The organism is Ardenticatena maritima (genome assembly GCF_001306175.1).
GTDB lineage: Bacteria > Chloroflexota > Anaerolineae > Ardenticatenales > Ardenticatenaceae > Ardenticatena > Ardenticatena maritima.
This window is the reverse complement of record NZ_LGKN01000006.1, coordinates 329506-350456: the sequence shown is the minus strand read 5'-3', so window position 1 is coordinate 350456 and position 20951 is coordinate 329506. Positions and strand designations below refer to the sequence as shown.

Here is a 20951-nt window from a genome sequence, read left to right as displayed (position 1 = left end):
CGTAACCTGTTTTGTGATACATTGTGCGCATCTCATGTGAGCGGTCACACAACTTGTGTATTGAGCGAAGCCAAAGGGGGGCGCATGGGCGCATCGAAACGACGGGTGACACTTCAAGATGTAGCCGACCATGCCGGCGTCTCGCGCCAAACAGTCTCGCGCGTCATCAACAACGACCCCCGTGTCGCCGATGAAACCCGTCAGCGTGTCCAGGCGGCTATCGAGGCGTTAGGTTATCGCCCCAACGAAGCCGCCCGCTCCCTGGCGCGTGGCCGCGCCAATGTCATCGGTATCGTCGTCCCCTACACGGCTGATTACCTCTTCTCTGACCCGCATTTGCTTCAATTCATCGCCGGCGTGGATGACGAAGCCAACAAACGCGATTATTCCCTGCTTCTCTCTACCGGGCGTGCGCGCAATGACCTCTCCGCCTATGAGCGCGTAGCGCGCACAGGTTTTGTAGATGGCGTGATTGTCGTCGAGACGGTACTCACCGCACAGGGGCTAGATATTCTCAAAGAGCAAGGCTTGCCCTGTGTGGTGCTGGGCTATGGTGTGCGCAACGCCGACATCTACTGTGTGCATGCCGACGACCTCGGCGGTGCGCGCTTGGGCACTTTGCACCTGCTGAGCCTGGGGCATCGTCGCATCGGCGTGATTAGCGGCCCTGAACACACAGTGATTGCCGTTGAAGACCGGTTGCGCGGTATCGAGCGGACATTGCGCGAACATGGTATCACGCTTGAGCCCAGCCTTGTTGTCTATGGCGACTTCACCTCGCGAAGTGGATACAAGGGGGCGCGTGAACTCATGAATCGTCCCGAGCCGCCCACCGCCATCTTCGCCCTCAACGACCGCATGGCGATTGGTGCGATTCGCTACCTCAAAGAAGCGGGCTACCGTGTTCCGGACGATGTCTCTGTCATTGGCTTCGACAATATCCCGCTGGCGGAATCCTTCGAGCCGCCATTGACCACTATCAGCCAGCCAACATTGCAAATGGGGCAACAAGCCGCGCGCTTGTTGTTTGACCTCATGAAAGGGTATGAACCAATCACTCGCGCGCTTGTTCTGCCTGCCGAGTTGATTGTGCGCCATTCCACCGGACCCGCACCGCAACCAGCAGACACTTCCACCAAAACACATACCTGAAAGGGGGTGATAGCGCATCACCAGGGGCACACCGACGTGTCAAAGATGTTTGTTGTTCTGGTCTCGCTGACCAATGGTCAACTGTATGTATGGGAGGAGAATTATGTTCCGTTCGTCTCGTCGTCTGTTGTTTGCATTGTTGAGCATCTTGCTCATCGCGCTGGCTGCCTGTGGCGGCGGTGAATCCACCGGCCAGCAGGAAGAAGCGCAACCCGCCGAACCGACTGTTATCGAAAAAGAAGTCACCAAAGTCGTTGAAAAAGAAGTTGTCAAACCGACCCGTATCCTTGTGTACAACTCGTACATGGGCGACCCCACGCCGCGCAAAGCGGACGAAGAACTCGTCCAAATGTTCAAGGAAAAGCATCCGGATGTCGAAGTCATTCACAGTATTGTCGCGCACGAAGACTTCAAGCAAGCCATCCGCGCTTACCTCACCTCGTCCAGCCCGCCCGACGTGCTGACCTGGTTTGCCGGCAACCGCTTGCGCTTCTTCGTCAACAATGGGCAGGTGATGGACATTAGCGACGTCTGGCAGGAACAGGGCTGGTTGGAGTCCTATCCCAAGGGCTTTGTGGCGTTGAGCAGTGTCGGCGATCGCCAATACTTCGTGCCCACATCCTGGTACTGGTGGGCGATTTACTACCGCCCGTCCATCTTCGAGCAGTACGGAATCACCCCGCCCCAAACGTGGGATGAACTGCTCGCCGCGTGTGATACGCTTTCCGCCAACGGCATTACGCCCATCACCATTGGCACCAAATATCGCTGGACGGCGGCCGCCTGGTTTGACTACATCAACATGCGCGTCAATGGTCCTGAATTCCACATCAACCTGATGGAAGGCAAGGAACGCTACGACGACCCGCGCGTGCGCCAGGTGTTCGACTACTGGAAGCAACTCTTCGACCACAACTGCTTCATCGAAGACGCCTCGGCCTACTCGTGGCAGGAAGCGTTGACTTTCATGATTCAGGGCGACGCCGCCATGTACCTCATGGGCGACTTCATCCGCGACAGTTTCCCGGATGAACTCGAAAACGACCTGGACTTCTTCCGCTTCCCCATCATTGACCCCAATGTGCCCATTGGCGAAGACGCGCCGACGGATGGCTACTTCATCCCAGCGAACGCGCCGCACCCGGACACCGCCAAGGAGTTCATCGCCTTCGTCGGTTCCGCCGAAGTGCAGGAATACTTCGCCCGCACGCTGGGACGCCTCGCCACCAACGGCGACGTAGACATCTCGGTGTACACGCCCGTCCAGCAAAAGGGCATCAAGATGATTCAGGAAGCCGATTACGTGGCGCAGTTCTACGACCGCGACACGACGCCGCCCATGGCGGACAAGGGCATGAACGGGTTCATGGAATTCTGGGCGAACCCCGATCGCATTGACGATATTCTGGCGGACCTTGAAAAGGCGCGCCAGGAAATCTTCGCCGAATCGCAATAAGCGCCATCAAGAGAAGGGGGTATGCGGGCGTCGCCTGCATACCCCCGCGTTCAGGAGGAGTGTATGAGTGTCTCAACCCTGCCCGCCCAGCAAACACGCGCCAAACGTGGGAAACCCCTTCGCGAGCGCCTGATACCGTATGCCTTTCTGGCGTTGCCGTTGACGCTTTACACCGTTTGGGTGATTGGACCCATGCTGTACTCGTTTTATTTGAGTTTTACATCGTGGGACGGCTTGACCGCCCCCACGTTTATTGGCTTGAAAAATTATGCTCGCCTGTTAGACGACCCTGTTTTTTGGAAATCCTTGACGAACAATCTCAAATGGATTGGCGCATTTATCACCATCCCCGTCTTTTTGGGGTTGACATTGGCGGCGCTCCTCAATCGCCAAATCAAGGGCGCGTGGTTTTTCAAAGTCGCCTTTTTCGCCCCCATGGTGCTCTCGCTCGTCGTTGTCGGGCTGATTTGGGGCTGGCTGTATCATCCCGCCGGTGGGCTGATCAACACCACCTTGCGTGCTGTCGGGCTGGACAATCTCGCCATGGGGTGGTTGAGCAACGAAAAAACGGTTCTTTGGGCGATTATCGTGGCGGGTATTTGGCGGCAAACCGGCTATGTGATGATTCTCTACCTCGCCGGCATGCAAAGTATTGACCCCACGCTTGCCGACGCCGCTTACGTGGATGGCGCAAGCGAGTGGCAAACCTTCTGGAAAGTGATTCTGCCGCTTTTGCAACCGGTCACGATCGTGGTCATCGTCATCAGCATCATTGACTCTTTGCGCGCGTTCGACCTGGTCTACATCATGACGCGCGGCGGCCCGTACAATTCGTCCAACGTGTTAGCCAACTTCATGTACATCGAAGCCTTTAACAACTACCGCATGGGCTACGGCTCGGCGATTGCCGTCGTGCTCTTTCTGATTAGCGCCGTCTTCATCTTCTTCTACCTGATTATCGTCATGCGTGATGAACTGGAATACTGAGAGGGGAGCCTGCTCATGATTTCGTCTCAGCATCAGCGCCGTTTTTGGCAACAAACGCTCATTTACGCGTTGCTCATCCTGATGACCGTGTTGTGGCTGATTCCCGTCATCAGTGCCGTTCTGACGGCGTTGCGTCCGTTCAATGAGATTCTGACATACGGCTTTTGGAGCTTGCCGCGCGACATCACCCTGCAAAACTTTGTCGAAGCGTGGCGGCGCGGTGGGTTGAGCCGCTATTTGCCCAACAGCTTCATCATCACCCTGCCCTCACTCGTGGGAACGCTCTTCCTTTCCTCTATGGCGGCCTATGCGTTGGCGCGTTTCCGCTTTCGAGGCGACCGTTTCCTGCTCTTTGTCTTTGTCGGCGGCATGATGCTCCCCTTCCAAATTTTATTGTTGCCGGTGTTCCGCTTGACGGACGCCCTGGGGCTCTATGACACCTACTGGGGGCTCATTCTCTTCCACACCTCATTCCAGCTGGGATTTTGCACGTTCGTTTTGCGCAACTACATGCGCACCGTCCCCCAAGACATTCTGGACGCCGCCCGTGTTGATGGGTGCAATGAATTCCGCATTTTCTGGCAAATTATGCTCCCGCTCACCAAACCCGCGTTGGCGGCGCTTGCCACCCTCGAATTTACCTGGATTTTCAACGATTTTCTCTGGGCGCTCGTCCTCATTCAGCGCGAATCGCTCAAACCCGTCACGGCGGGGCTGGCGACCTTGCAGGGACAATACGTTACCGACTGGACGGTCATCGTCGCGGGGGCGTTGCTGGCAACCTTGCCGACCGTCATCGTCTTCCTTGCCCTGCAACGCTACTTCATTCGCGGGTTGACGCTGGGAGCAGTGAAATGATCATTCGTCGGCCGAAACGCCTCTACGACGTCTACATCTTCGACCTCGATGGCACGGTCTATTTGGGCGACGCCCTGCTTCCCACCGCAGGCGAAACCTTGCATGCGCTCCGTGCTCATGGGCGGCGTGTGCTCTTTGTCTCCAACAACCCCACGCGCACACGCGAAGAGTATGCCCAGAAACTCACCCGCCTGGGCGTCCCGACGCCCCCCGAAGACGTGATCAATTCCACCGTTGTGCTGGTGGATTTTTTGCGGCATGAACTGCCGAACGGGCGTCTTTTCGTCATCGGCGAAGAACCATTGTGCCGCACCCTGCGTGCCGCCGGCTTTGAACTCTGCGACGACCCACAACGTATTGACGCCGTCATCGCCAGTTTCGACCGCACATTCGACTACCGCAAACTGCAAATCGGGTTCGACGCCCTGCGCAATGGCGCGCGCTTTTTTGCCACCAACGCCGACCGCTATTGCCCTGTGCCCGGCGGTGGACAACCCGACGCCGCCGCCGTCATTGCCGCGCTGGAAGCCAGCACGGGGCGCACTGTCGAAGCGGTCGTGGGCAAACCATCGCGCTACATGATTGAAACCATCTTGCGCCTTGTCCAACGCCCACCGGACGCCTGCCTGATGGTCGGCGACCGCCTGGAAACGGACGTGCGTATGGGGCTGGACGCCGGTATGCCCTCGGCGTTGACGCTCACCGGCGCAACCGACGCCGAAACAGTGGCGCACTCGCCTGTGCAACCAACCTATGTGATTACCGAACTCGCCGACTTGTTGCGCGAAACGCCTTTAGCGGATACCATCGCCGATTGATCATCTTGCATCAAGGATACTGACAACGCGCTATGGAGACCTACATCCTCGGAATTGACCAGGGAACAAGCGGAAGCCGTGCGCTCTTGCTTGACACCGACGGGCAACCGCGCGGCTATGGCTACCAGCCCCTCTACGGGCAAACACCCCATCCCAACCACGTGGAACAACGTCCGCACGAGGTCGCCGAAGGCGTGCGCCGTGCGATTGCCATCGCCCTGGAACAGGCGGGCGCAACCCCCCGGCAAATTGTGGCGTGCGGCATTGCCTGCCAGCGCAACACCGATTTTGTGTGGGACGCCCAGAGCGGCGAACCGCTGGCAAACGCCATCTCCTGGCAGGATTTACGCACAATCCCCCTGTTGGACGAACTGGCGCGAACGCCTTTCCTGAGCGAAGCCGATTATCGCCTGGGGTATCCCCCCGGACCCTACAGCGCCGCCTTGCACCTGGCGTGGCGTATGCGCCACCAACCCGACGTGCGCCGTGCCGCGCTCGATGGGCGTTTGCGGGTGGGGCTTTCGGCGGCGTATCTCGTCCACGCCCTTGGAACACCCGCCGAGCACGCTATGGATGTCTCGCTGGTGCAGGCGCTGGGGGTGTACGATTTCCGACACAACACGTATTGGGACGCCCTGCTCGACTGGGTGGGCGTACCGCACACAGCGTTGCCGACGCCACGCCCCACCGTGCACGAATTCGGTGCTTTGCAGATTGGTGAGGCGGCGGTGCCTGTGCTGGCAATGCTGGGCGACCAACAAGCCGCCCTGTTTGGGCATGGCGCCCACGCCCCAGGGCAAGCCAAATGCACGCATGGCACAGCCACGTTCGTCAATGTCTTCACCGGTCAGCAAGCCCCCTACGTGCGCGGTGTCAACACCTACTTTGCCTGGCGTCTGGCTGAAACGCCCACCTACTGCCTTGAAGCCGATACCACCGTCACCGGCGCAGGCATTCGCTGGCTTCGCACCAATGCCCGCATGTTTGACGAAGACGCCGACGTCAGCCGCTTTGCCGCCCAGGTCGCCGACAGCGGCGGCGTTGTTTTTGTGCCCGCCTTCACCGGTTTGAACGTGCCCTACCACGACCGAGAAGCCCGCGGCACGATTTTGGGGCTCACACTGGGGACGACGCGCGCGCATATCGCCCGCGCTTTCCTCGAAGCCATCGGCTTTCAAGTGCGCGCCATTCTCGAAACGATGCAGCGCGAAACAGACCTCGCTATCGAACGGCTTTCGGTAGATGGGGGAATTGCGCGCAGTGATATCGCCTGCCAGATTCTTGCGGATACGACCGGCTTGCCCGTTGTGCGTCCCGCCTTCACCGAAATGGCAGCGCGCGGCGCGGCGTTGCTCGCCGGTATGGGGGCGGGCTGGTGGCGTATGGAGACGCTCCCGCCGCTCCCTGAAGGCGAAACCGTTTTTCTACCCGAATGGAACGACCATCAGCGTGATGCCGCCTATGCCCGCTGGCAATCCGCCATTGAAGCCGTGGCCTGTTTTCGCTCGCACACAGCCCACACAGGAGTGGAACAATGAGCACCACGTTTGGCGTCGCGTATTATCCCGAACATTGGCCTGAAACACGCTGGGCGACCGATGCCCGCCTCATGCGCGAGGCGGGCATTGACACGGTGCGCCTTGCGGAATTTGCCTGGGCGCAGATGGAACCTGCTCCCGGCGACTACACGTTTGACTGGCTCGACCGCGCCGTTGAGTTGTTCGCCCAGGAAGGCTTTCGCATCATCATGTGCACCCCCACCGCCGCACCGCCGGCGTGGCTTGTGCAACGCTACCCCGACATGCTTCCCGTGGACGACCAGGGGCGGCGGCGCGCTTTTGGCTCGCGGCGGCATGTGTGCCCCAACCATGCCGGCTTTCACGCTGAAACCGAACGCATTGTGCGCGTGCTTGGCGAACGCTACGGCGCACACCCCGCCGTCATCGGCTGGCAGTTGGACAACGAATGGGGCGGCGGACGCAGCACCCGCTGTTATTGCCCCAATTGCGTCGCCGCCTTTCGGCGCTGGTTGCAGGCGCGCTACGGCTCGCTGGATGCTCTCAATGACGCCTGGGGCGCAGACTTCTGGTCTCAGCGCTACACGGCGTGGGAGCAGATTGGCGCGCCCATTCTCACCGTCTCCACGCCAAACCCCAGCCACGTACTCGATTACTACCGCTTCATGTCCGATGCGTGGGTGGCGTACCAACAGCGCCAGATTGACGTTTTGCGCCCCCTTCTCCCCGAAGGGCGCTTCATCACGCATAACTTCATGGGCTTGTTTGATGAAATTGACTACCACGCGCTCGCCCAACCGCTTGACTTCATCACGTGGGACAGTTATCCGACCGGGCATGAAGACCGCTGGTCGGAAAAAGTCTACACCCCTGATGAAACCCCGCCGCCCCACGCCTACGACACAGGCGACCCCTTCATCACCGAAATGGCGCACGATGTGATGCGCGGATTGCAGAACAAACCCTTCTGGGTGATGGAGCAGCAGTGCGGTTTCATCAATTGGGGCTTCTACAACCAGGCACCGCGTCCCGCCGTCATTCGGCTTTGGTCGTGGCAGGCGGTGGCGCATGGTGCGGACGCCCTTGTCTATTTTCGCTGGCGTGCCGTGCGTTATGCGCAGGAACAGTTCCACAGCGGCTTGCTGCGCCACGACGGCGAACCCGCCGACGGCTGGCATGTAGTGCGCCGTTTGCAAGCCGAACGCGCCTTGCTGGAACGCCTGCAAGCCACCCAAACGCCCGCCGAGGTTGCCATGCTTCTGGCGTATGATGACTTGTGGGCGCTGGATCTGCAACCGCACCATCGCGAGTTTCGCTACTGGCGCCATTTTGGCGCGTATTACCGCGCTTTGCGCCGCGCCGGCGTGGACGTGGATATCGTCGCACCGCGCGCCGACCTCTCACGCTACAAGTTGGTGATTGCGCCGACGCTCTACCTGGTAGATGACGCGCTCGCCGCCCATTTGCACGCCTATGTTGCCCAGGGCGGGCACCTGGTGTTGGGGGTGCGTTCGGGCTTCAAGACCCCCACCAATTTGGTGACGGAAGCGCCTTTGCCGGGCGCGTTGCGGGCATTGGTGGGGGCGCGGGTAGAAGCCTGGCACAGCCTGCCGCCGACAACAACCTACCGCGCCCGTTTCGACCATTTGCACGAAACCCCCATCCACCTGTGGGCGGAAGCCCTGACACCGGAAACAGCCGCGCCGGTGGGCTTCTACACCACCAGCCCATTGGCGCCCCACGCTGCCATGACCGAGCACGTTGTCGGGAAAGGGCTGGTGACATACGTGGGTGTGTGGCCGTCGCGCGCCCTGTTGGATACGTTTGTGCCCCATTGGCTCGACCGGGCGCATGTTGCGCGCTTGTTGACGATTCCCGACGGGGTCACGGTTGCCTCGCGGCAGGGTGAAGAAGGGCGCTACCTCTTCATCTGCAACTGGACGGAACAAGTCGCGCGCGTGTTCTTGCCTGTCAAAGGCAAAGATGCATTGAGCGGCGCACCTGTGGGCGGCGACATCCCCGTTCCCCCGCTGGATGTGCGCATTCTCATCGTGTAGGGGTTTGGTTGTTGCTGGTAGAGCCGCCGAATTGCGTATCGGCGGCTTTTTTATATGGTAGCCCCGACCATGAACCAGAGCCGCAGGAGGAACAAGCGATGCAGCAGGCGAACGAGTTGGAACGTCTTTTGCGCCGTCTCGATGGGCGAGGCTACAAAGCCTACAAGGACATCGCCGGCGCGTACCAGTTTGACACCTTCACACTCTTCATTGACCACGTGCAGGGCGACCCCTTTGCCGCGCCCAGCCGCTTGCGGGTTGTGGTGCCGCAAGCGGTGGCGCACTTCCCCGCCCACGCCTACGCCACGCCCAGCCGCGCGGTGGGTGTGGCGAACCTGCTGGCGCGTCGCTTTGGCGAACTGGCGCGCGAACAAGACCGTCGGCGCGGAAGCGGCAAAAGCGGCTTGATTTCGATTGATGCGCCGGGGCAAGAAATGCTCCCCATCACCGCCGTCAAGGTGACGACTGAGGGCGTGGAATGCCGTTTTGCGGTGGGCTTGCCGGCGCGTGGGCGCACCATTTTGGGGCGCGAAGCCATTGCCCTCTTGTTGCACGATGTGCCGGCGGTTGTGCGCGGGGCGCTCTTCTTCGCTGCCTACGACCCCGCCGAAGTCAAACGCTACGCCGACGTGAACGAAGACGCCGATTGGCTGCGCGCCCACTTGCCGGAGATGGGCTTGGTGGCGTTCGTGGCCGATGGGGCGATTTTGCCGCGCCGTTCGGGGGTAGATGAACGCCCGCTGACGGGCAAGCGTGTGGTGCCCTTTCAATCGCCCGACAGTTTGCGCGTGCAGGTCAATCTTCCCAACCACGGACCGCTGACGGGCATGGGCATTCGCCGCGGCGTCACGCTGATTGTGGGGGGCGGCTACCACGGCAAAAGCACGCTCTTGCGGGCGTTGGAGCGGGGGGTGTACAACCACATTCCCGGCGATGGGCGCGAATTTGTCATCACGGTGGGCGATGCGGTGAAAATTCGCGCCGAAGATGGCCGCCGTATCACGGGTGTGAACATTCGCCCCTTCATTGACAACTTGCCCTTTGGGCAATCCACCGCCAATTTTGAAACCGACAACGCCAGCGGCTCCACCAGCCAGGCGGCGAATATCATGGAAGCGTTGGAAGTGGGCACGTCGCTTCTGCTGATTGACGAGGATACCTCGGCGACCAACTTCATGATTCGCGACCACCGCATGCAAGCGCTCATCGCCAAAGACGCCGAACCGATTACGCCCTTCATTGACAAGGTGCGCCAACTCTACGAGGAGCGCGGGGTGAGCACGGTCATTGTGGTGGGCGGAAGCGGGGATTATTTCGACGTTGCCGATTGCGTGATTGCCATGCACGCCTATACGCCGTGGGACGCCACCGAAGCCGCCCGCGAGATTGTGCGGCGCTTTCCCACCGGGCGTGTGGCTGAGGGGGGCGAGCATTTTGGCGATGTCATCCCGCGCATTCCGTTGCCCAAGAGCATAGACCCCTCGAAAGGGCGCGCCGACGCCAAAGTGAAAGTGCGCGGCATGCACCACATTCAGTTTGGGCGGCATGACATTGACCTGAGCGCTGTTGAGCAGGTGGTGGATACCTCGCAAACCGAGGCGATTGCCGCGGCGCTGCTCTATGCCCGTGAGCACTACATGGACGGCACGCGCACCCTGCGCGAAATCATCGAGGCGCTTTTTGCGGATATCGAACGCGAAGGGCTGGACCTGCTCGACCGCCGACGGGTGGGGTGGTTTGCGGCGTTTCGCCCACATGAATTTGCGGCGGCGCTCAATCGCCTGCGCACCTTGCGCGTGCGGCAGGCGGACGCCGCGGAAGAGCGTTGATGGGCGGGGGCGACGCGGATGTGGGCAGCGTCGCCCCTGGTTGTTTCACCCGCGCAAGCCGGGAAAGTACGCCCCAATTCCGCTCATCATGAATTCAACCGCAATTGCCGCCAAAATCAGCCCCATGACGCGGTTGAACACCTGCATGCTGGTGGGTCCCAACACCATGCCGGCGCGGTGCGCCAGCCGAAACGTGATGAAAATGAGGCTCGCCAGCACGATGATGACCAGCGCCACCGCCAGGCGGTGCGCTGGCGTGTTGAGGCTGTTCGCATAGACAATGACGGTGCTCATGGCACCGGGACCGGAGAGCAGCGGAATACCCAGCGGCACAATCCCCACCGAAACACGGTCGGCGGCGTTGGTGGTCGGCTCAACCGGTTCGCCGCCGGCGTTCATCATCGCCAGCCCCGTCATCAGCAACAAAATCCCGCCGGCAATGCGGAAGGAATCAATGGAGATGCCAAACACGTCCAGAATCAGCGTGCCGAAGAAGTTGAAGGCAAGCATGGCAATGGCGACGGTCAGCGCGGTCAAAAGCGCGACCTGGTCGCGCTCGGCGGGCGACAAATCGCGGGTGAAGGCGAGAAAGACAGGCAGATTGCCCGGAATACTCACAACAGCCATCAAACCGGCAAAGAGTTTCACATACTCACTCAGCGGCAACAGGGTCTCCATGACGCCTCTCCTTGCTGGGGATTAGGTGACGGCGGCGCGGTGTCCCAACGCGGCGGCAAAATCATCGCCCCGCTGAAGGTGGTAGGCTGGAATGCCGGCGACGCGCAGCGCGGCGATGACGGCGTCGGGGCGCATGCGGCTTGGGTCGAATGAGTGCGCGTCCACCACCACTGCCAGCGGGCGCACACCGCGCCGACGCAACAGGCTCAATGCTTGCACCCATTCCTCGGAAGGCGAGGCGGTGCAGACAATGAGCGTTGTCCCGCGCGTGAAGAACATATCTTCCAGCGCCAGCGTGTGGTGCAGGGGCGTGCGTCCTTCGGCGCGGATGACGGCGAGATGTTCCAGCAGGCGGCGCATTTGGCGGGGTCCCCGGTCGGGTTGCAAGACAAAGCGTTCTTGCGCATGGGCGACCAGCCCAACGGGGCGTTTCTGATTGATGAAGTAGCGTGCAATCGAAGCCGCCGCGGTGATGATGTACTCTTCACTGCTGGGCAAAATCGGTTCGGGCAGTGCCGGTTGCCACACGTTGGGGTGAAACGCCAGAAAATCGGCGTATTCTTGCGCAACCGCGCGCGTGCTCGCTTCCATATCCACCACCAGCCAGACGTCGGCGGTGGGGTCTTCCTCGAATTCTTTGACCATGAGCCGCCCGGTGCGGGCGGTGGTGCGCCAGTGAATGCGGTTGAAACTATCGCCCGGCTGGTAGTCGCGCACGCCGGCGACGTTGGGCGTGATGTGGTGGGTGCGCCGATAGAGCGATTCGCCGCCGATGAGATGCCCGCGCGGTGGTTCAAACGTGGGCAGGTCGAACGTGGCGGGATAGACGATGAGGGTTGATGTGTGCGGGATGGCGCGGGTGAAGGTGAAGAAGCCGAATGGGTCGCTGGTGACGACTTCCATGGGTCCCAGCCGAAAGCGCCCGCGTTGGATGCAGAGCGTTTTGACCGACCAGCCGCGCGCCTGGCGCGGCATGATGGAATGCACCACACGCCCCGCGCGGTGGTTGGGCAGTGTGGAGTTGTCGCGGACTTCCAGCCAGAGTTTGGGGAGCCAGCCGGTGTTGCGCACGATGAACCGTTCTTCAAACAAGCGCCCCACCTGGCTGCGGGTGGATGTGCTGATGCGTTGCAGGGCAAAAAAGTGGGCGTTGCTCCACGCCCAGATGAACGAAAGCACAAGCGTCGCGCCCAGCAGATACGTGAGGTTGAAGAGCAGGCGGCGACCGGTTTGGACGGCGGCGACGCCCAACACCACCACCAGCAACGCCAGCACGAGACTCCGGCGCATGTGAGCCTCCTACCGCCGCAGGCGCGCGGTTGTCGCGCCGCCTGGTACGGGCACTTTTTTCAGCACGGCGTCCACAATGTCGGCGGGTGTCGTGTCTTTGATGCGCGCCGCCGGTGTGATGATGATGCGGTGCGCCAGCGTGGCGTGCGCGAGTTCCTTCACGTCGTCGGGGGTGACGAAATCGCGACCGCGCGCCGCCGCCAAGGCTTGCGCCGCGTGGTAGAGCGCCAGCGAGCCGCGCGGGCTTGCGCCCAGATAGACGTCCTCATGTTCGCGTGTGGCGTTGACCAGCGCGACGATGTATTCCTTCACCAACTCATCAACGTACACCTCTCGCACGGCGCGTTGCGCTGCGATGATGTCTTCGGTTGACGCCACCGCCTGGAGCGATTCGATGGGGTGGGCGCGTTGTTGTGATGTCAGCATGTTGACTTCTTCACCGGGGGATGGGTAGCCCAGTTGAATGCGCACCAAAAAGCGGTCGAGTTGGGCTTCGGGAAGGGGGAAAGTGCCTTCGTACTCGATGGGGTTTTGCGTCGCCAGGACCATGAACGGGCGCGGCAGGTGGTAGGTTTGCCCGTCAACGGTCACTTGGCGTTCTTCCATGGCTTCCAACAGCGCCGATTGCGTTTTGGGCGTGGCGCGGTTGATTTCGTCGGTCAAGACGATGTTTGCCATGATGGGACCGGGGCGAAATTCAAACTCTTGTGTTTTTTGGTTGAAAACCGAGACCCCCGTCACGTCGCTGGGGAGCAAATCCGGCGTGAATTGAATGCGCTTGAACGAGCAGCCGATACTGGTGGCAAGCGCCTTTGCCAACATGGTTTTGCCCACACCGGGCACGTCTTCGATGAGCACATGCCCTTCGCACAAAAGGGCGATGATGGCGAGTTCGAGTTGTGGTTCTTTCCCCAGAATGACACGCCCCACGTTGGCGCGGACACGTTCGACAAGTTGTTGGACGCTCTCCATATTCGGCTCCTTGGCACGCTTCGTGTTGTTCATGAGATGCGGCGGGGTCTCATCAAGTATAGTGAAGACGTTAGCGCGCACCTAATCGGATCACAGGGGAAAGCGCGAAACGCCTTCAGGCGTTGTCAGCCAGCCCTGCAAGGCGGCGCTGAAATCCACAAGCCGACCGTCCAGGCGGAACGTGTAGCGCCCTACCTGCTCGATGCGGGGTGTGGTGGTGAGAAACGTCCGCAACGCGGCTTGTTCATCTTCGCTCAGCCAGGGAAGGGGGTCCGATGTGGCGAGAAACCCGGCGATGTGCGCGAGGGCTTGCAGGTGTTCTTTTTGCGTCGGCGAGAGCAGGTTGTAGCGTGTGCGGAAATAGGCGACGTCGGGGTCGGTGTGCAACAAGGGGCGCAGCCAAAGCCGGTGGAGCGTGGTGGCGATGGCGTTTTGCGTCGCGGGACCAGTCCAATCGCCCAGCCAGACGGCGCGGTCTTCACTTTGCCAGAAAGGCGCAACGTCGGGTCCCACGCGGATGCCGTCCACCAGCCCCACGGACGCCAGAATGGGCGCGCCACACGCCAGGATGTAGGTGCGTTCGGCGTGCACGGCTTCCACCGTCTCGCGGATGAGGCGCACCCCCAGGCGATAGGCGTCTTCGCGCGGCATGGGGGTGTGGCGTTTGCCGGGGAGCGCGGCGGCGTAGAGGAAATCGAGTTTCAGGTAGTCGTAGCCCCAGGCGGCGACACGGTGGAATGTCTCGCGGAGCCAGGTTTGCGCTTCGGGGTGGGTCGTGTCCAGCGCGTAGAAGTGCCCGCCCCAGTTGTTGCCCGCCACCACGGGGCGCCCCTCTTCATCATGCACCAGCCAATCGGGATGCTCGGCGAACAGGTGCGAGGCTTCATGCACGATGAAGGGCGCCAGCCACAACCCCGCGCGGAAGCCGTGGGCGTGAATGGTTTTGGCAAGCGCCGCCATGCCGTCGGGGAAGCGTTCGTTGGCGTCCCAATCACCAATGGCACGTTGCCAGCCGTCGTCAATCTGGATCACATCGAACGGCCAGCCGCGCCAATGATGGATGACGGCGTGCAGGCGGTCGGCGTCAATCTCGCGGTAGAACGAATACCACGAACACCAGACGCGCGGCGCAGGCGTCTGCCCACGTGCGCCCATCTGCGCGGCGATGTGTTGGGTGTAGGTTTCCCAGGCGCGCGTTTCTTCATCCACCAGCACCAGCCAGGGACCGCCGTGGGGGTGTTCGAGCCGCCACACGTCGCCCTCCAGCGTGATGCGGCCGCCGGGCGTACACGCCCCCACCAGCAGAACGCGCCCCTCGCCGGCGCTTGCCAGCGCCACGTCGCAACTGATGTGCCCGCCCTGGGCGAGCAGTGCGGGGTCGTCGAGCATGGGCCAGCGCACACGGGGGCGCGGCGTCAGCGGGGGGGCGTCCGGCGCGAACCAGGATGCCACGCTCCAGGAGTGCCACCCGTGCCGATAGAAGGGCGCGTCGCCGAAGGGGTGAACGAGTGTGAGCGTGCGCCCGTGCAAGCGGGCGGCGTGTTCCGCCAGGGCGTGCGGTTCGCCGCCGTGAACGGCGAGCGTGGCGGTGGGGAAAGAGAGCAAGTGCATGAATCACTCCGTGCCGGTTAGTTAGTTGAAGGTGTCAGCAGACGTTCGAGAATGGGACGCAGGCGCGCCCATGTGTCATGCAGCAGTTCGGGAATGGTGCGCGTGTTGGCGGTGACGGTCATGTAGTTGGTGTCGCCTTCCCAGCGGGGCACAATGTGCAAATGCAGATGCGCGGCAATGCCTGCACCGGCGGCTTCCCCCAGATTGATGCCGATGTTGAAGCCGTGGGGGTTGAACGCTTCACGCAGAGCGCGTACCGCCGCATCGAGGAGAAGCATCCACTCGCGGCGTTCGTCGTCATTCAATTCGGTAATGTCGGCAATGTGGCGGTTGGGCAACAGCATGATGTGCCCGTTGTTGTAGGGGTAGCGGTTGAGAATGAGAAAGCAATGCGCCCCTCGCCAGAGGACAAACGTCTCGGCGTCGCGGTTTTCGGCGAGCGCCGCACAAAACGGGCAACCAGGCTCTTTCTTTGAGAGAATGTACGCCATACGCCAGGGTGTCCATAAATGGTCCATGTCTCACTCCTTCTCACACACAATCGCGAGTATGATATGCAACGGCCATTCGGCGGCAACAAACAAGTACCCTCTCCCCTCAAAACGGGTATAATGTGCGCAGTTTGCGATGTGTGAAAGCAGATGAACCAGCAGGAGTAAGCCATGCCCGTCATTGAACCCAACACGCTTGATTTTTTCAGCCATAGCCCCGAACAGACGCGCCGTTTGGGGGCGCGTCTGGCGCAGTTGTTGGAACCAGGCGACATTATCCTGCTGACGGGAACACTTGGCGCAGGAAAAACGCATTTTGTGCAGGGGCTGGCGCGCGGCTTGGGGGTACAACGCCCGGTGCGAAGCCCGACGTTTACGCTGGTGAGCGAGTATCCCGAGGGACGTATCCCGCTCTACCATGCCGACCTGTACCGCTTGAACAGCGAGGCGGAATTGGAAACCGTGGGCTTGGAAGAGTACATGGAACGGGGCGACGGCGTGGTGGCGGTGGAATGGGCTGAAAAAGCCGCCGATTGGTTCCCAGAGGGGATGTGGATTCGTTTTGAGCACGCCGACGACGCCAAGCGGCGCGTGATTATGAAACCGGTGGGAGAACGCGCGCTGCGCTTACTGCATGCTTTTCGACAAGCCGCATTTGGACGCTGAAGGGGGAAACCATGCTGATTCTGGCAATTGACACAGCCACGCGCCAGGCGGGGGTGGCGCTGGTGCGTGAAGACGAGGTGCTGGTGGAATACACGTGGTCGGCGGGGTTGCGCCACACCCAGCATACCGCGCCGATGATTGATCAGGCGTTGCGCCAGGCGGGGGTTGCGCCCGACGATTTGGAGGGCGTGGCTGTCACGCGGGGACCAGGCTCGTTTACCGGTTTGCGCATTGGGTTGAGTTTGGCGAAGGGGTTTGCCGCCGCATTGGGCATTCCTGTTGTGGCCATTCCCACGCTGGATGTGTGCGCGTTTCCGCATTTTTACGGTGAAACGCCGGTGCGGGCTGTCTTGCGGGCGGGGCGTGGGCGTTATGCCTTTGCCACGTATCGCCGCGAAGCGCCCGACCGCTGGCGACCGGTGGGTGAGCCGCAATTGGCGCGCTTGCCGCAACTGGTGGAGGATGTGCAACAGCCCATGCGCTTTGTGGGCGAATTGGGGGCGCAGGAGCAAGCCGTGCTGAAAGAACGGGGCGGGCGTTGGGTGCGGTTTGTGCCGCCACCGTTCAACGTGCGGCGTCCCAGTGTGCTGGCGTTCATGGCGCTGGAACGTTTCCAGCGGGGCGAGCATGACGATGTGGATACGCTCGCGCCGTTCTACCTGCACATACCCGAAGGGGCTTCCTAATGAGCGACGCCGTCCCCTACACCATTGCACCGCTCCGTGCGGAGGACATCGCCTCTGTGCTGGCGATAGAGCACCTTTCGTTTCCCACGCCCTGGTCGGCGCAGGGCTACGAGCAAGAATTGCGCAACTCGCTCGCCACCTATTGGGTGTTGCGCCCCGTGCCGCCCCGTGCGTGGGGCGGGGTGTTGCGTCGGCCGCCGCCGGTGATTGGCTATGTGGGGTATTGGCTGATTGCCGACGAACAGCACATTTCAACCATCGCCGTGCATCCCCAATGGCGACGGCGGCATTTGGGAGAGTGGTTGTTGTTGCATGCGATTGACGACGGCACCGCCCGCGGCGCAACGCTGGTCACGCTGGAAGTGCGCGTGGACAATGCGCCGGCGCAGGCGCTCTATCGCAAGTATGGCTTTGAGGTGGTGGGGCGGCGCAAGCGCTACTACCGCGATGGAACGGACGCCTTGCTGATGACTTTGTTTCACGCGAACAGCCCCGAAGTGCAAGCGGCGTTGGCAACGCGGCGGCGTCAATTGGCGCAGGAATTGGCGCGCCACACATTCACGCGGGAGATGTTCAATATCGCGCCCCACGTTTCAGAGGAAGGGGCGCACCATGAGCAGGGCGAGCAGACTGCCGGCGAGTGAAGCGAGCGCGTTGACGGCGTCGTTATTGCACCACGCCCACCCGCGTAGGTGTCGGGTGGGGGTTCCGCAGTGATGAAGACGGTGCTCGGTCTCTTCGCCACAGTGCGGACAGAAGAACACGCCTTGCAGCGTTGCGCCGAGCAGGCTATCAACCAGCGCGCCGCATGCCCCCACAACGCCCCCCAGAAGCGTCAACCACCCTGGCGCGAAGGGCACACGCACACCGCCCAGCAGTGCCAGCAGCGCCGCCGCAAACCCCAGCAAAAGCCCCGCGGTTGCCGACGCCAACAACCCTAACGGCGTGATACCGCCATTCGTGCCGGGGGGCACTTCACGCCCATCGAGGATGAAGCGCGGGGGGAGCGGGCTGAGCAAGCCAATCTCGGTTGCCCAGGTGTCGGCGGCGGCGGTTGCCAGCGTGCCCAGCGCCGCCATGCTCCATGCAGGGTGTGGCCAGCGTGCGTTGGCGAGCGCCCACAGGAGCAGCCAGCCCCCATTTGCCAGGACTTGCGCGGCGTCGCGGCGTGCGCCTTTCGCGGCATTGGGGGCAATGTCCGGGCGCAACCGCTGCCGCAGGAAGGAGAGCGCAGAACTGCTGACAAAGAAGACCACGACGAGCACCGCCCACGCCCAGCCGCCAAAGGCGAAAACGACCGCGCCGAGCAGCGTCGCGGCAAGAGCGCCGTCGCGTGTGAGTGCACCTTGCCGCAAAGCCGCCAGCGCAATGAGCGCGGCACACCCTGCCCCCAAGGCGATACGCCAGAGCAGCGGTTCAGGCCAGAGCATGGGCGCCATAGCGCGATTTACCGTCTGGTGTCTCGTTCACGAAGCAGGAAGAAGGCTTCTGCGGCGGCGAAGACCAGGAAGAGCGCAAGCGCCACAACACCGTTCAGGTTGCGCAGCAGTTGCAGGAGCGCGTAGCAGACCAGCAGAATGCCGACCCAAAGCCCCTGTCGCATGAGGCGCAAGGTTTGCAAAGAGCGGTGAAGGCGGCGGTGCAGCGCCCAACTGATGAGCGCGCCGACGGATGTCCCGTTGATGAGGAGCAGCCCCATCATCAGAATGATGTTGAAGGTTGTGGGGGGGCGGCTCCGCACGAGGGTGATGAGCAGGAGCCCGGAAGCAAGCCCCGCCAGCGCCATAGTTGTCAGCGCCAGCATGGGGCGCTGGTGCAAAGGTGGCGCGCCGCGTCGGCGTTCTCGTCGGTGCGTCATGGTTCAGACTGGTTGGTGGCGTTGTTTGGTGTGGGCGTGACGAGTTGGCGTTGGACGTACATGTACCAGCGGTCCAGCGTTTTGAAACGGTCGCCGGTTTGCCACAGTGGGGCGATTTGCACGTCGCGCAGGCGCTGGTCAACGCCGTAGGTGTAGACAGGGATGTAAAGCAAGATGGAAGGCACCTCGGCGGCAAAGACTTGCTGAAACTCGCTGTAAATGGCGCGCCGCGCATTTTGGTCGAGCGTGCGCCGCCCTTCTTCAAGCAATTCGTCGGCGCGCGGGTTGTTCCAGCCCGCCCAGTTTTGCCCATTCTCCGACATTTGGCTGGAATGCCAGAGCGAGTACAGGTCGGGGTCGGGGGGCACGTTGGTGAAGCGCAACAGCACGGCGTCGAACGAGCGCGGGCGCAGAAAATCTTCCGCCAACCCCGAAAACCCGACTTTCATCGGCACAGCGCGTACCCCAATCTCTTCCCATTGGCGGCTCATGGCTTCCACAAGCGCAATTTGGAGTGGGTTTTCCTGGTTGGTCAGCAATCCAAATTGCAGGGCAACGCCATCCTTGTCGCGCACGCCATCGCGGTCTGTGTCGCGCCAGCCGGCCTGGTTGAGCAGTTCGCGGGCTTTGGTGGGATTGTATTCATACGGCGGGATGGTGGGGTCGTATGCCCAGTGGGTGGGCATGTAGGGGCTGTGTGCAACAATCCCTTGCCCTTGCAACACCTCGTCAATGAGCGCCTGGCGGTCGAGCCCGTAGAGGAGCGCCTGGCGGACACGTGTGTCGGCAAAGTAGGGGCGGTCCAGGTTGAAGACGACCATAGTGTATTCCGCCAGGAGCGTGCTGTACAGGTTGAGCGTTTCATCCGCCAGCGCCTTGTCCAGGTCGCTGAGGGGCACCTCGGCAACGCCGAGCACTTCCTCCGCTTCATACGCGGGCAAAAGGGCTTCGGCGGCGGGGTAGAAGCGCAAAATGACCGATTCGAGATAGGGCAAGCGCCCACTGTCGAAGTAGCCGTAAAAATCGGTGTGCGGCGTGAGCACAATGCGGTCGGCTTGCACGTCGGCCACTTTCCAGGGGCCTGTGCCGACGGGGGCGCGGCTGAGCGATGTTTGCGGCATGGCGAAGATGTTGACGTTTTCAAGCAGGTGGCGGGGCACAATGGGCGTGGTGGTGAAGGAGAGGAAGGGCGCAAACGGTGCGGGAAGGGTAAAGCGCACGGTGAGCGGATCAACCACTTCGACTTGAATATCGCGCCACTGCTCAACCAAATCCATGCGCCCACCGGCGGCGGCAAAATCGGGATGCTGGATGGTGGTAATGGTGAAGGCGACGTCGTCAGCGGTGAAGGGCGCGCCGTCGTGCCAGAAGATGTCGTCGCGCAGGGAGAAGGTGTAGGTGAGGCCGTCTTCGCTGATCTCCCAGGAGCGTGCCATATCGGGCAAGATTTGCCCGTTTTCGGCAACCTGCGTGAGCCCGCGGAACACAAGCGCGCCGATGTCGCGGTCGGTTTGTGTTTGGAAGAAGAGCGGGTTGAGGTTGCCGGGCGCGCCGACGACGCCTTCGGTGTAGGCGCCGCCTGGTTGCGGCACAAATGTGATTTGTACGCGGTCAGCCGCCGCCAGGAGCGTGATGAAGAGCGCCGCGACACCAAGGACCGCAATGAGAATTTGCCAGCGCAAATGTTGAATCATTGGGTTGGCACACCCCTTTTTGACATAAAAAGCACGCGCCCGAAGGCGCGCGCCGGGCAATCACTTCTGCCGCATTTAACTGGACAGCAACACAGCCAGCATGTCGAGCGCCAGGAAGAGAACAGCCAGCACAATCGTCAGGTTGAAAATGGTCTTTTCAACACCACGGCGCGTTTTGTAGACACCGGGGTCGCTGCCAAAAATGCCGCCAAGTCCGGAGCCCTTGGCTTGCATCAACACAACGACGATCAACCCAATGGAAACGAGTAATAATGCGATGTAAATTGCCGTCAGCACGGAACCTTCCTCCTTCAACCATACCCTCAGGGTT

Annotated in this window: 20 protein-coding genes; 11 read left to right on the top strand and 9 right to left on the bottom strand. The window is 61.5% G+C overall.

The features are described 5' to 3' along the window. Positions 1 to 84 precede the first annotated feature (84 nt). The 8 genes from SE16_RS12365 (at position 85) to SE16_RS12330 (ending at position 10674) form a co-directional block, all read left to right on the top strand. Entirely contained in the window at positions 85 to 1152 is a 1068-nt protein-coding gene (locus tag SE16_RS12365) for a LacI family DNA-binding transcriptional regulator (protein WP_054492606.1), read from the top strand. 103 nt (positions 1153 to 1255) lie between these two features. Beyond that, positions 1256 to 2608, top strand: coding sequence for an ABC transporter substrate-binding protein (locus SE16_RS12360; RefSeq protein WP_152918064.1), 1353 nt, complete (start codon positions 1256 to 1258; stop codon positions 2606 to 2608). 63 nt (positions 2609 to 2671) lie between these two features. Continuing rightward, positions 2672 to 3595: a carbohydrate ABC transporter permease gene (locus SE16_RS12355; RefSeq protein ID WP_054492608.1), complete on the top strand. Its 924-nt coding sequence runs from the start codon at positions 2672 to 2674 to the stop codon at positions 3593 to 3595. 15 nt (positions 3596 to 3610) lie between these two features. Further along, positions 3611 to 4453: a carbohydrate ABC transporter permease gene (locus SE16_RS12350; RefSeq protein ID WP_054492609.1), complete on the top strand. Its 843-nt coding sequence runs from the start codon at positions 3611 to 3613 to the stop codon at positions 4451 to 4453. Next, positions 4450 to 5271 (top strand): HAD-IIA family hydrolase, encoded by an 822-nt coding sequence (locus SE16_RS12345; RefSeq protein ID WP_054492610.1) that lies wholly within the window; start codon positions 4450 to 4452, stop codon positions 5269 to 5271. Before SE16_RS12350 ends, SE16_RS12345 begins: the two co-directional genes overlap by 4 nt. Before the next feature lie 32 nt (positions 5272 to 5303). Next, entirely contained in the window at positions 5304 to 6809 is a 1506-nt protein-coding gene (locus SE16_RS12340) for an FGGY family carbohydrate kinase (RefSeq protein ID WP_054492611.1), read from the top strand. Further along, entirely contained in the window at positions 6806 to 8845 is a 2040-nt protein-coding gene (locus tag SE16_RS12335; protein ID WP_054492612.1) for a beta-galactosidase, read from the top strand. Before SE16_RS12340 ends, SE16_RS12335 begins: the two co-directional genes overlap by 4 nt. 98 nt (positions 8846 to 8943) lie before the next feature. After that, positions 8944 to 10674 (top strand): ABC-ATPase domain-containing protein, encoded by a 1731-nt coding sequence (locus tag SE16_RS12330; RefSeq protein WP_054492613.1) that lies wholly within the window; start codon positions 8944 to 8946, stop codon positions 10672 to 10674. 45 nt (positions 10675 to 10719) lie between these two features. Here the strand turns inward: SE16_RS12330 and SE16_RS12325 are convergent, their stop codons facing one another. The 5 genes from SE16_RS12325 to SE16_RS12305 form a co-directional block, all read right to left on the bottom strand. Further along, complete coding sequence (locus tag SE16_RS12325) at positions 10720 to 11352, bottom strand: MarC family protein (RefSeq protein ID WP_054492614.1); 633 nt, start codon at positions 11350 to 11352, stop codon at positions 10720 to 10722. A gap of 21 nt (positions 11353 to 11373) precedes the next feature. Then, positions 11374 to 12642 (bottom strand): DUF58 domain-containing protein, encoded by a 1269-nt coding sequence (locus SE16_RS12320; protein WP_054492615.1) that lies wholly within the window; start codon positions 12640 to 12642, stop codon positions 11374 to 11376. Positions 12643 to 12651: 9 nt separating this feature from the next. Continuing rightward, positions 12652 to 13614: an AAA family ATPase gene (locus tag SE16_RS12315; RefSeq protein WP_054492616.1), complete on the bottom strand. Its 963-nt coding sequence runs from the start codon at positions 13612 to 13614 to the stop codon at positions 12652 to 12654. A gap of 90 nt (positions 13615 to 13704) precedes the next feature. Next, positions 13705 to 15225: a glycoside hydrolase family 36 protein gene (locus SE16_RS12310; protein WP_082374154.1), complete on the bottom strand. Its 1521-nt coding sequence runs from the start codon at positions 15223 to 15225 to the stop codon at positions 13705 to 13707. 17 nt (positions 15226 to 15242) lie between these two features. Continuing rightward, positions 15243 to 15743: an HIT family protein gene (locus SE16_RS12305; protein WP_054492617.1), complete on the bottom strand. Its 501-nt coding sequence runs from the start codon at positions 15741 to 15743 to the stop codon at positions 15243 to 15245. 144 nt (positions 15744 to 15887) lie between these two features. Here SE16_RS12305 and tsaE point away from each other — a divergent pair, with 144 nt between their 5' ends. Genes tsaE through rimI form a run of 3 tightly spaced genes read left to right on the top strand, consistent with a single transcriptional unit; the run spans position 15888 to position 17712 of the window. Beyond that, a complete protein-coding gene (gene tsaE, locus SE16_RS12300; RefSeq protein WP_054492618.1) occupies positions 15888 to 16382 on the top strand; it encodes a tRNA (adenosine(37)-N6)-threonylcarbamoyltransferase complex ATPase subunit type 1 TsaE in 495 nt (164 codons plus the stop codon). A gap of 11 nt (positions 16383 to 16393) precedes the next feature. After that, positions 16394 to 17068 (top strand): tRNA (adenosine(37)-N6)-threonylcarbamoyltransferase complex dimerization subunit type 1 TsaB, encoded by a 675-nt coding sequence (gene tsaB, locus SE16_RS12295; RefSeq protein ID WP_054492619.1) that lies wholly within the window; start codon positions 16394 to 16396, stop codon positions 17066 to 17068. Beyond that, on the top strand, positions 17068 to 17712 hold the full coding sequence (rimI, locus tag SE16_RS12290; protein WP_054492620.1) for a ribosomal protein S18-alanine N-acetyltransferase: 645 nt from the start codon (positions 17068 to 17070) through the stop codon (positions 17710 to 17712). The genes tsaB and rimI overlap by 1 nt, the downstream gene beginning before the upstream one ends. Here the strand turns inward: rimI and SE16_RS12285 are convergent. From SE16_RS12285 to secG, 4 genes are all read right to left on the bottom strand, one after another. Further along, positions 17662 to 18507, bottom strand: coding sequence for a DUF92 domain-containing protein (locus SE16_RS12285; protein WP_054492621.1), 846 nt, complete (start codon positions 18505 to 18507; stop codon positions 17662 to 17664). The two genes, rimI and SE16_RS12285, sit on opposite strands and share 51 nt — an antisense overlap. A gap of 8 nt (positions 18508 to 18515) precedes the next feature. Continuing rightward, on the bottom strand, positions 18516 to 18926 hold the full coding sequence (locus SE16_RS12280) for a hypothetical protein (RefSeq protein ID WP_054492622.1): 411 nt from the start codon (positions 18924 to 18926) through the stop codon (positions 18516 to 18518). Then, positions 18923 to 20620: an ABC transporter substrate-binding protein gene (locus tag SE16_RS12275; protein ID WP_054492623.1), complete on the bottom strand. Its 1698-nt coding sequence runs from the start codon at positions 20618 to 20620 to the stop codon at positions 18923 to 18925. Before SE16_RS12275 ends, SE16_RS12280 begins: the two co-directional genes overlap by 4 nt. A gap of 75 nt (positions 20621 to 20695) precedes the next feature. Continuing rightward, positions 20696 to 20917, bottom strand: a complete 222-nt coding sequence (gene secG / locus SE16_RS12270; RefSeq protein WP_054492624.1) for a preprotein translocase subunit SecG — start codon at positions 20915 to 20917, stop codon at positions 20696 to 20698. Between the last annotated feature and the right edge of the window lie 34 nt (positions 20918 to 20951).

Excerpts from the sequence above, each read along its gene's own strand:
- SE16_RS12365 (WP_054492606.1), top strand. The coding sequence starts at position 85 with ATGGGCGCATCGAAACGACGGGTGACACTTCAAGATGTAGCCGACCAT.
- SE16_RS12280 (WP_054492622.1), bottom strand. The coding sequence starts at position 18,926 with ATGACGCACCGACGAGAACGCCGACGCGGCGCGCCACCTTTGCACCAG.
- SE16_RS12345 (WP_054492610.1), top strand. The coding sequence starts at position 4,450 with ATGATCATTCGTCGGCCGAAACGCCTCTACGACGTCTACATCTTCGAC.
- SE16_RS12320 (WP_054492615.1), bottom strand. The coding sequence starts at position 12,642 with ATGCGCCGGAGTCTCGTGCTGGCGTTGCTGGTGGTGGTGTTGGGCGTC.
- SE16_RS12310 (WP_082374154.1), bottom strand. The coding sequence starts at position 15,225 with ATGCACTTGCTCTCTTTCCCCACCGCCACGCTCGCCGTTCACGGCGGC.
- SE16_RS12325 (WP_054492614.1), bottom strand. The coding sequence starts at position 11,352 with ATGGAGACCCTGTTGCCGCTGAGTGAGTATGTGAAACTCTTTGCCGGT.
- SE16_RS12360 (WP_152918064.1), top strand. The coding sequence starts at position 1,256 with ATGTTCCGTTCGTCTCGTCGTCTGTTGTTTGCATTGTTGAGCATCTTG.
- SE16_RS12340 (WP_054492611.1), top strand. The coding sequence starts at position 5,304 with ATGGAGACCTACATCCTCGGAATTGACCAGGGAACAAGCGGAAGCCGT.
- SE16_RS12350 (WP_054492609.1), top strand. The coding sequence starts at position 3,611 with ATGATTTCGTCTCAGCATCAGCGCCGTTTTTGGCAACAAACGCTCATT.
- SE16_RS12330 (WP_054492613.1), top strand. The coding sequence starts at position 8,944 with ATGCAGCAGGCGAACGAGTTGGAACGTCTTTTGCGCCGTCTCGATGGG.
- SE16_RS12355 (WP_054492608.1), top strand. The coding sequence starts at position 2,672 with ATGAGTGTCTCAACCCTGCCCGCCCAGCAAACACGCGCCAAACGTGGG.
- SE16_RS12275 (WP_054492623.1), bottom strand. The coding sequence starts at position 20,620 with ATGATTCAACATTTGCGCTGGCAAATTCTCATTGCGGTCCTTGGTGTC.
- SE16_RS12285 (WP_054492621.1), bottom strand. The coding sequence starts at position 18,507 with ATGGCGCCCATGCTCTGGCCTGAACCGCTGCTCTGGCGTATCGCCTTG.
- SE16_RS12305 (WP_054492617.1), bottom strand. The coding sequence starts at position 15,743 with ATGGACCATTTATGGACACCCTGGCGTATGGCGTACATTCTCTCAAAG.
- SE16_RS12315 (WP_054492616.1), bottom strand. The coding sequence starts at position 13,614 with ATGGAGAGCGTCCAACAACTTGTCGAACGTGTCCGCGCCAACGTGGGG.
- rimI (WP_054492620.1), top strand. The coding sequence starts at position 17,068 with ATGAGCGACGCCGTCCCCTACACCATTGCACCGCTCCGTGCGGAGGAC.
- SE16_RS12335 (WP_054492612.1), top strand. The coding sequence starts at position 6,806 with ATGAGCACCACGTTTGGCGTCGCGTATTATCCCGAACATTGGCCTGAA.
- tsaB (WP_054492619.1), top strand. The coding sequence starts at position 16,394 with ATGCTGATTCTGGCAATTGACACAGCCACGCGCCAGGCGGGGGTGGCG.
- tsaE (WP_054492618.1), top strand. The coding sequence starts at position 15,888 with ATGCCCGTCATTGAACCCAACACGCTTGATTTTTTCAGCCATAGCCCC.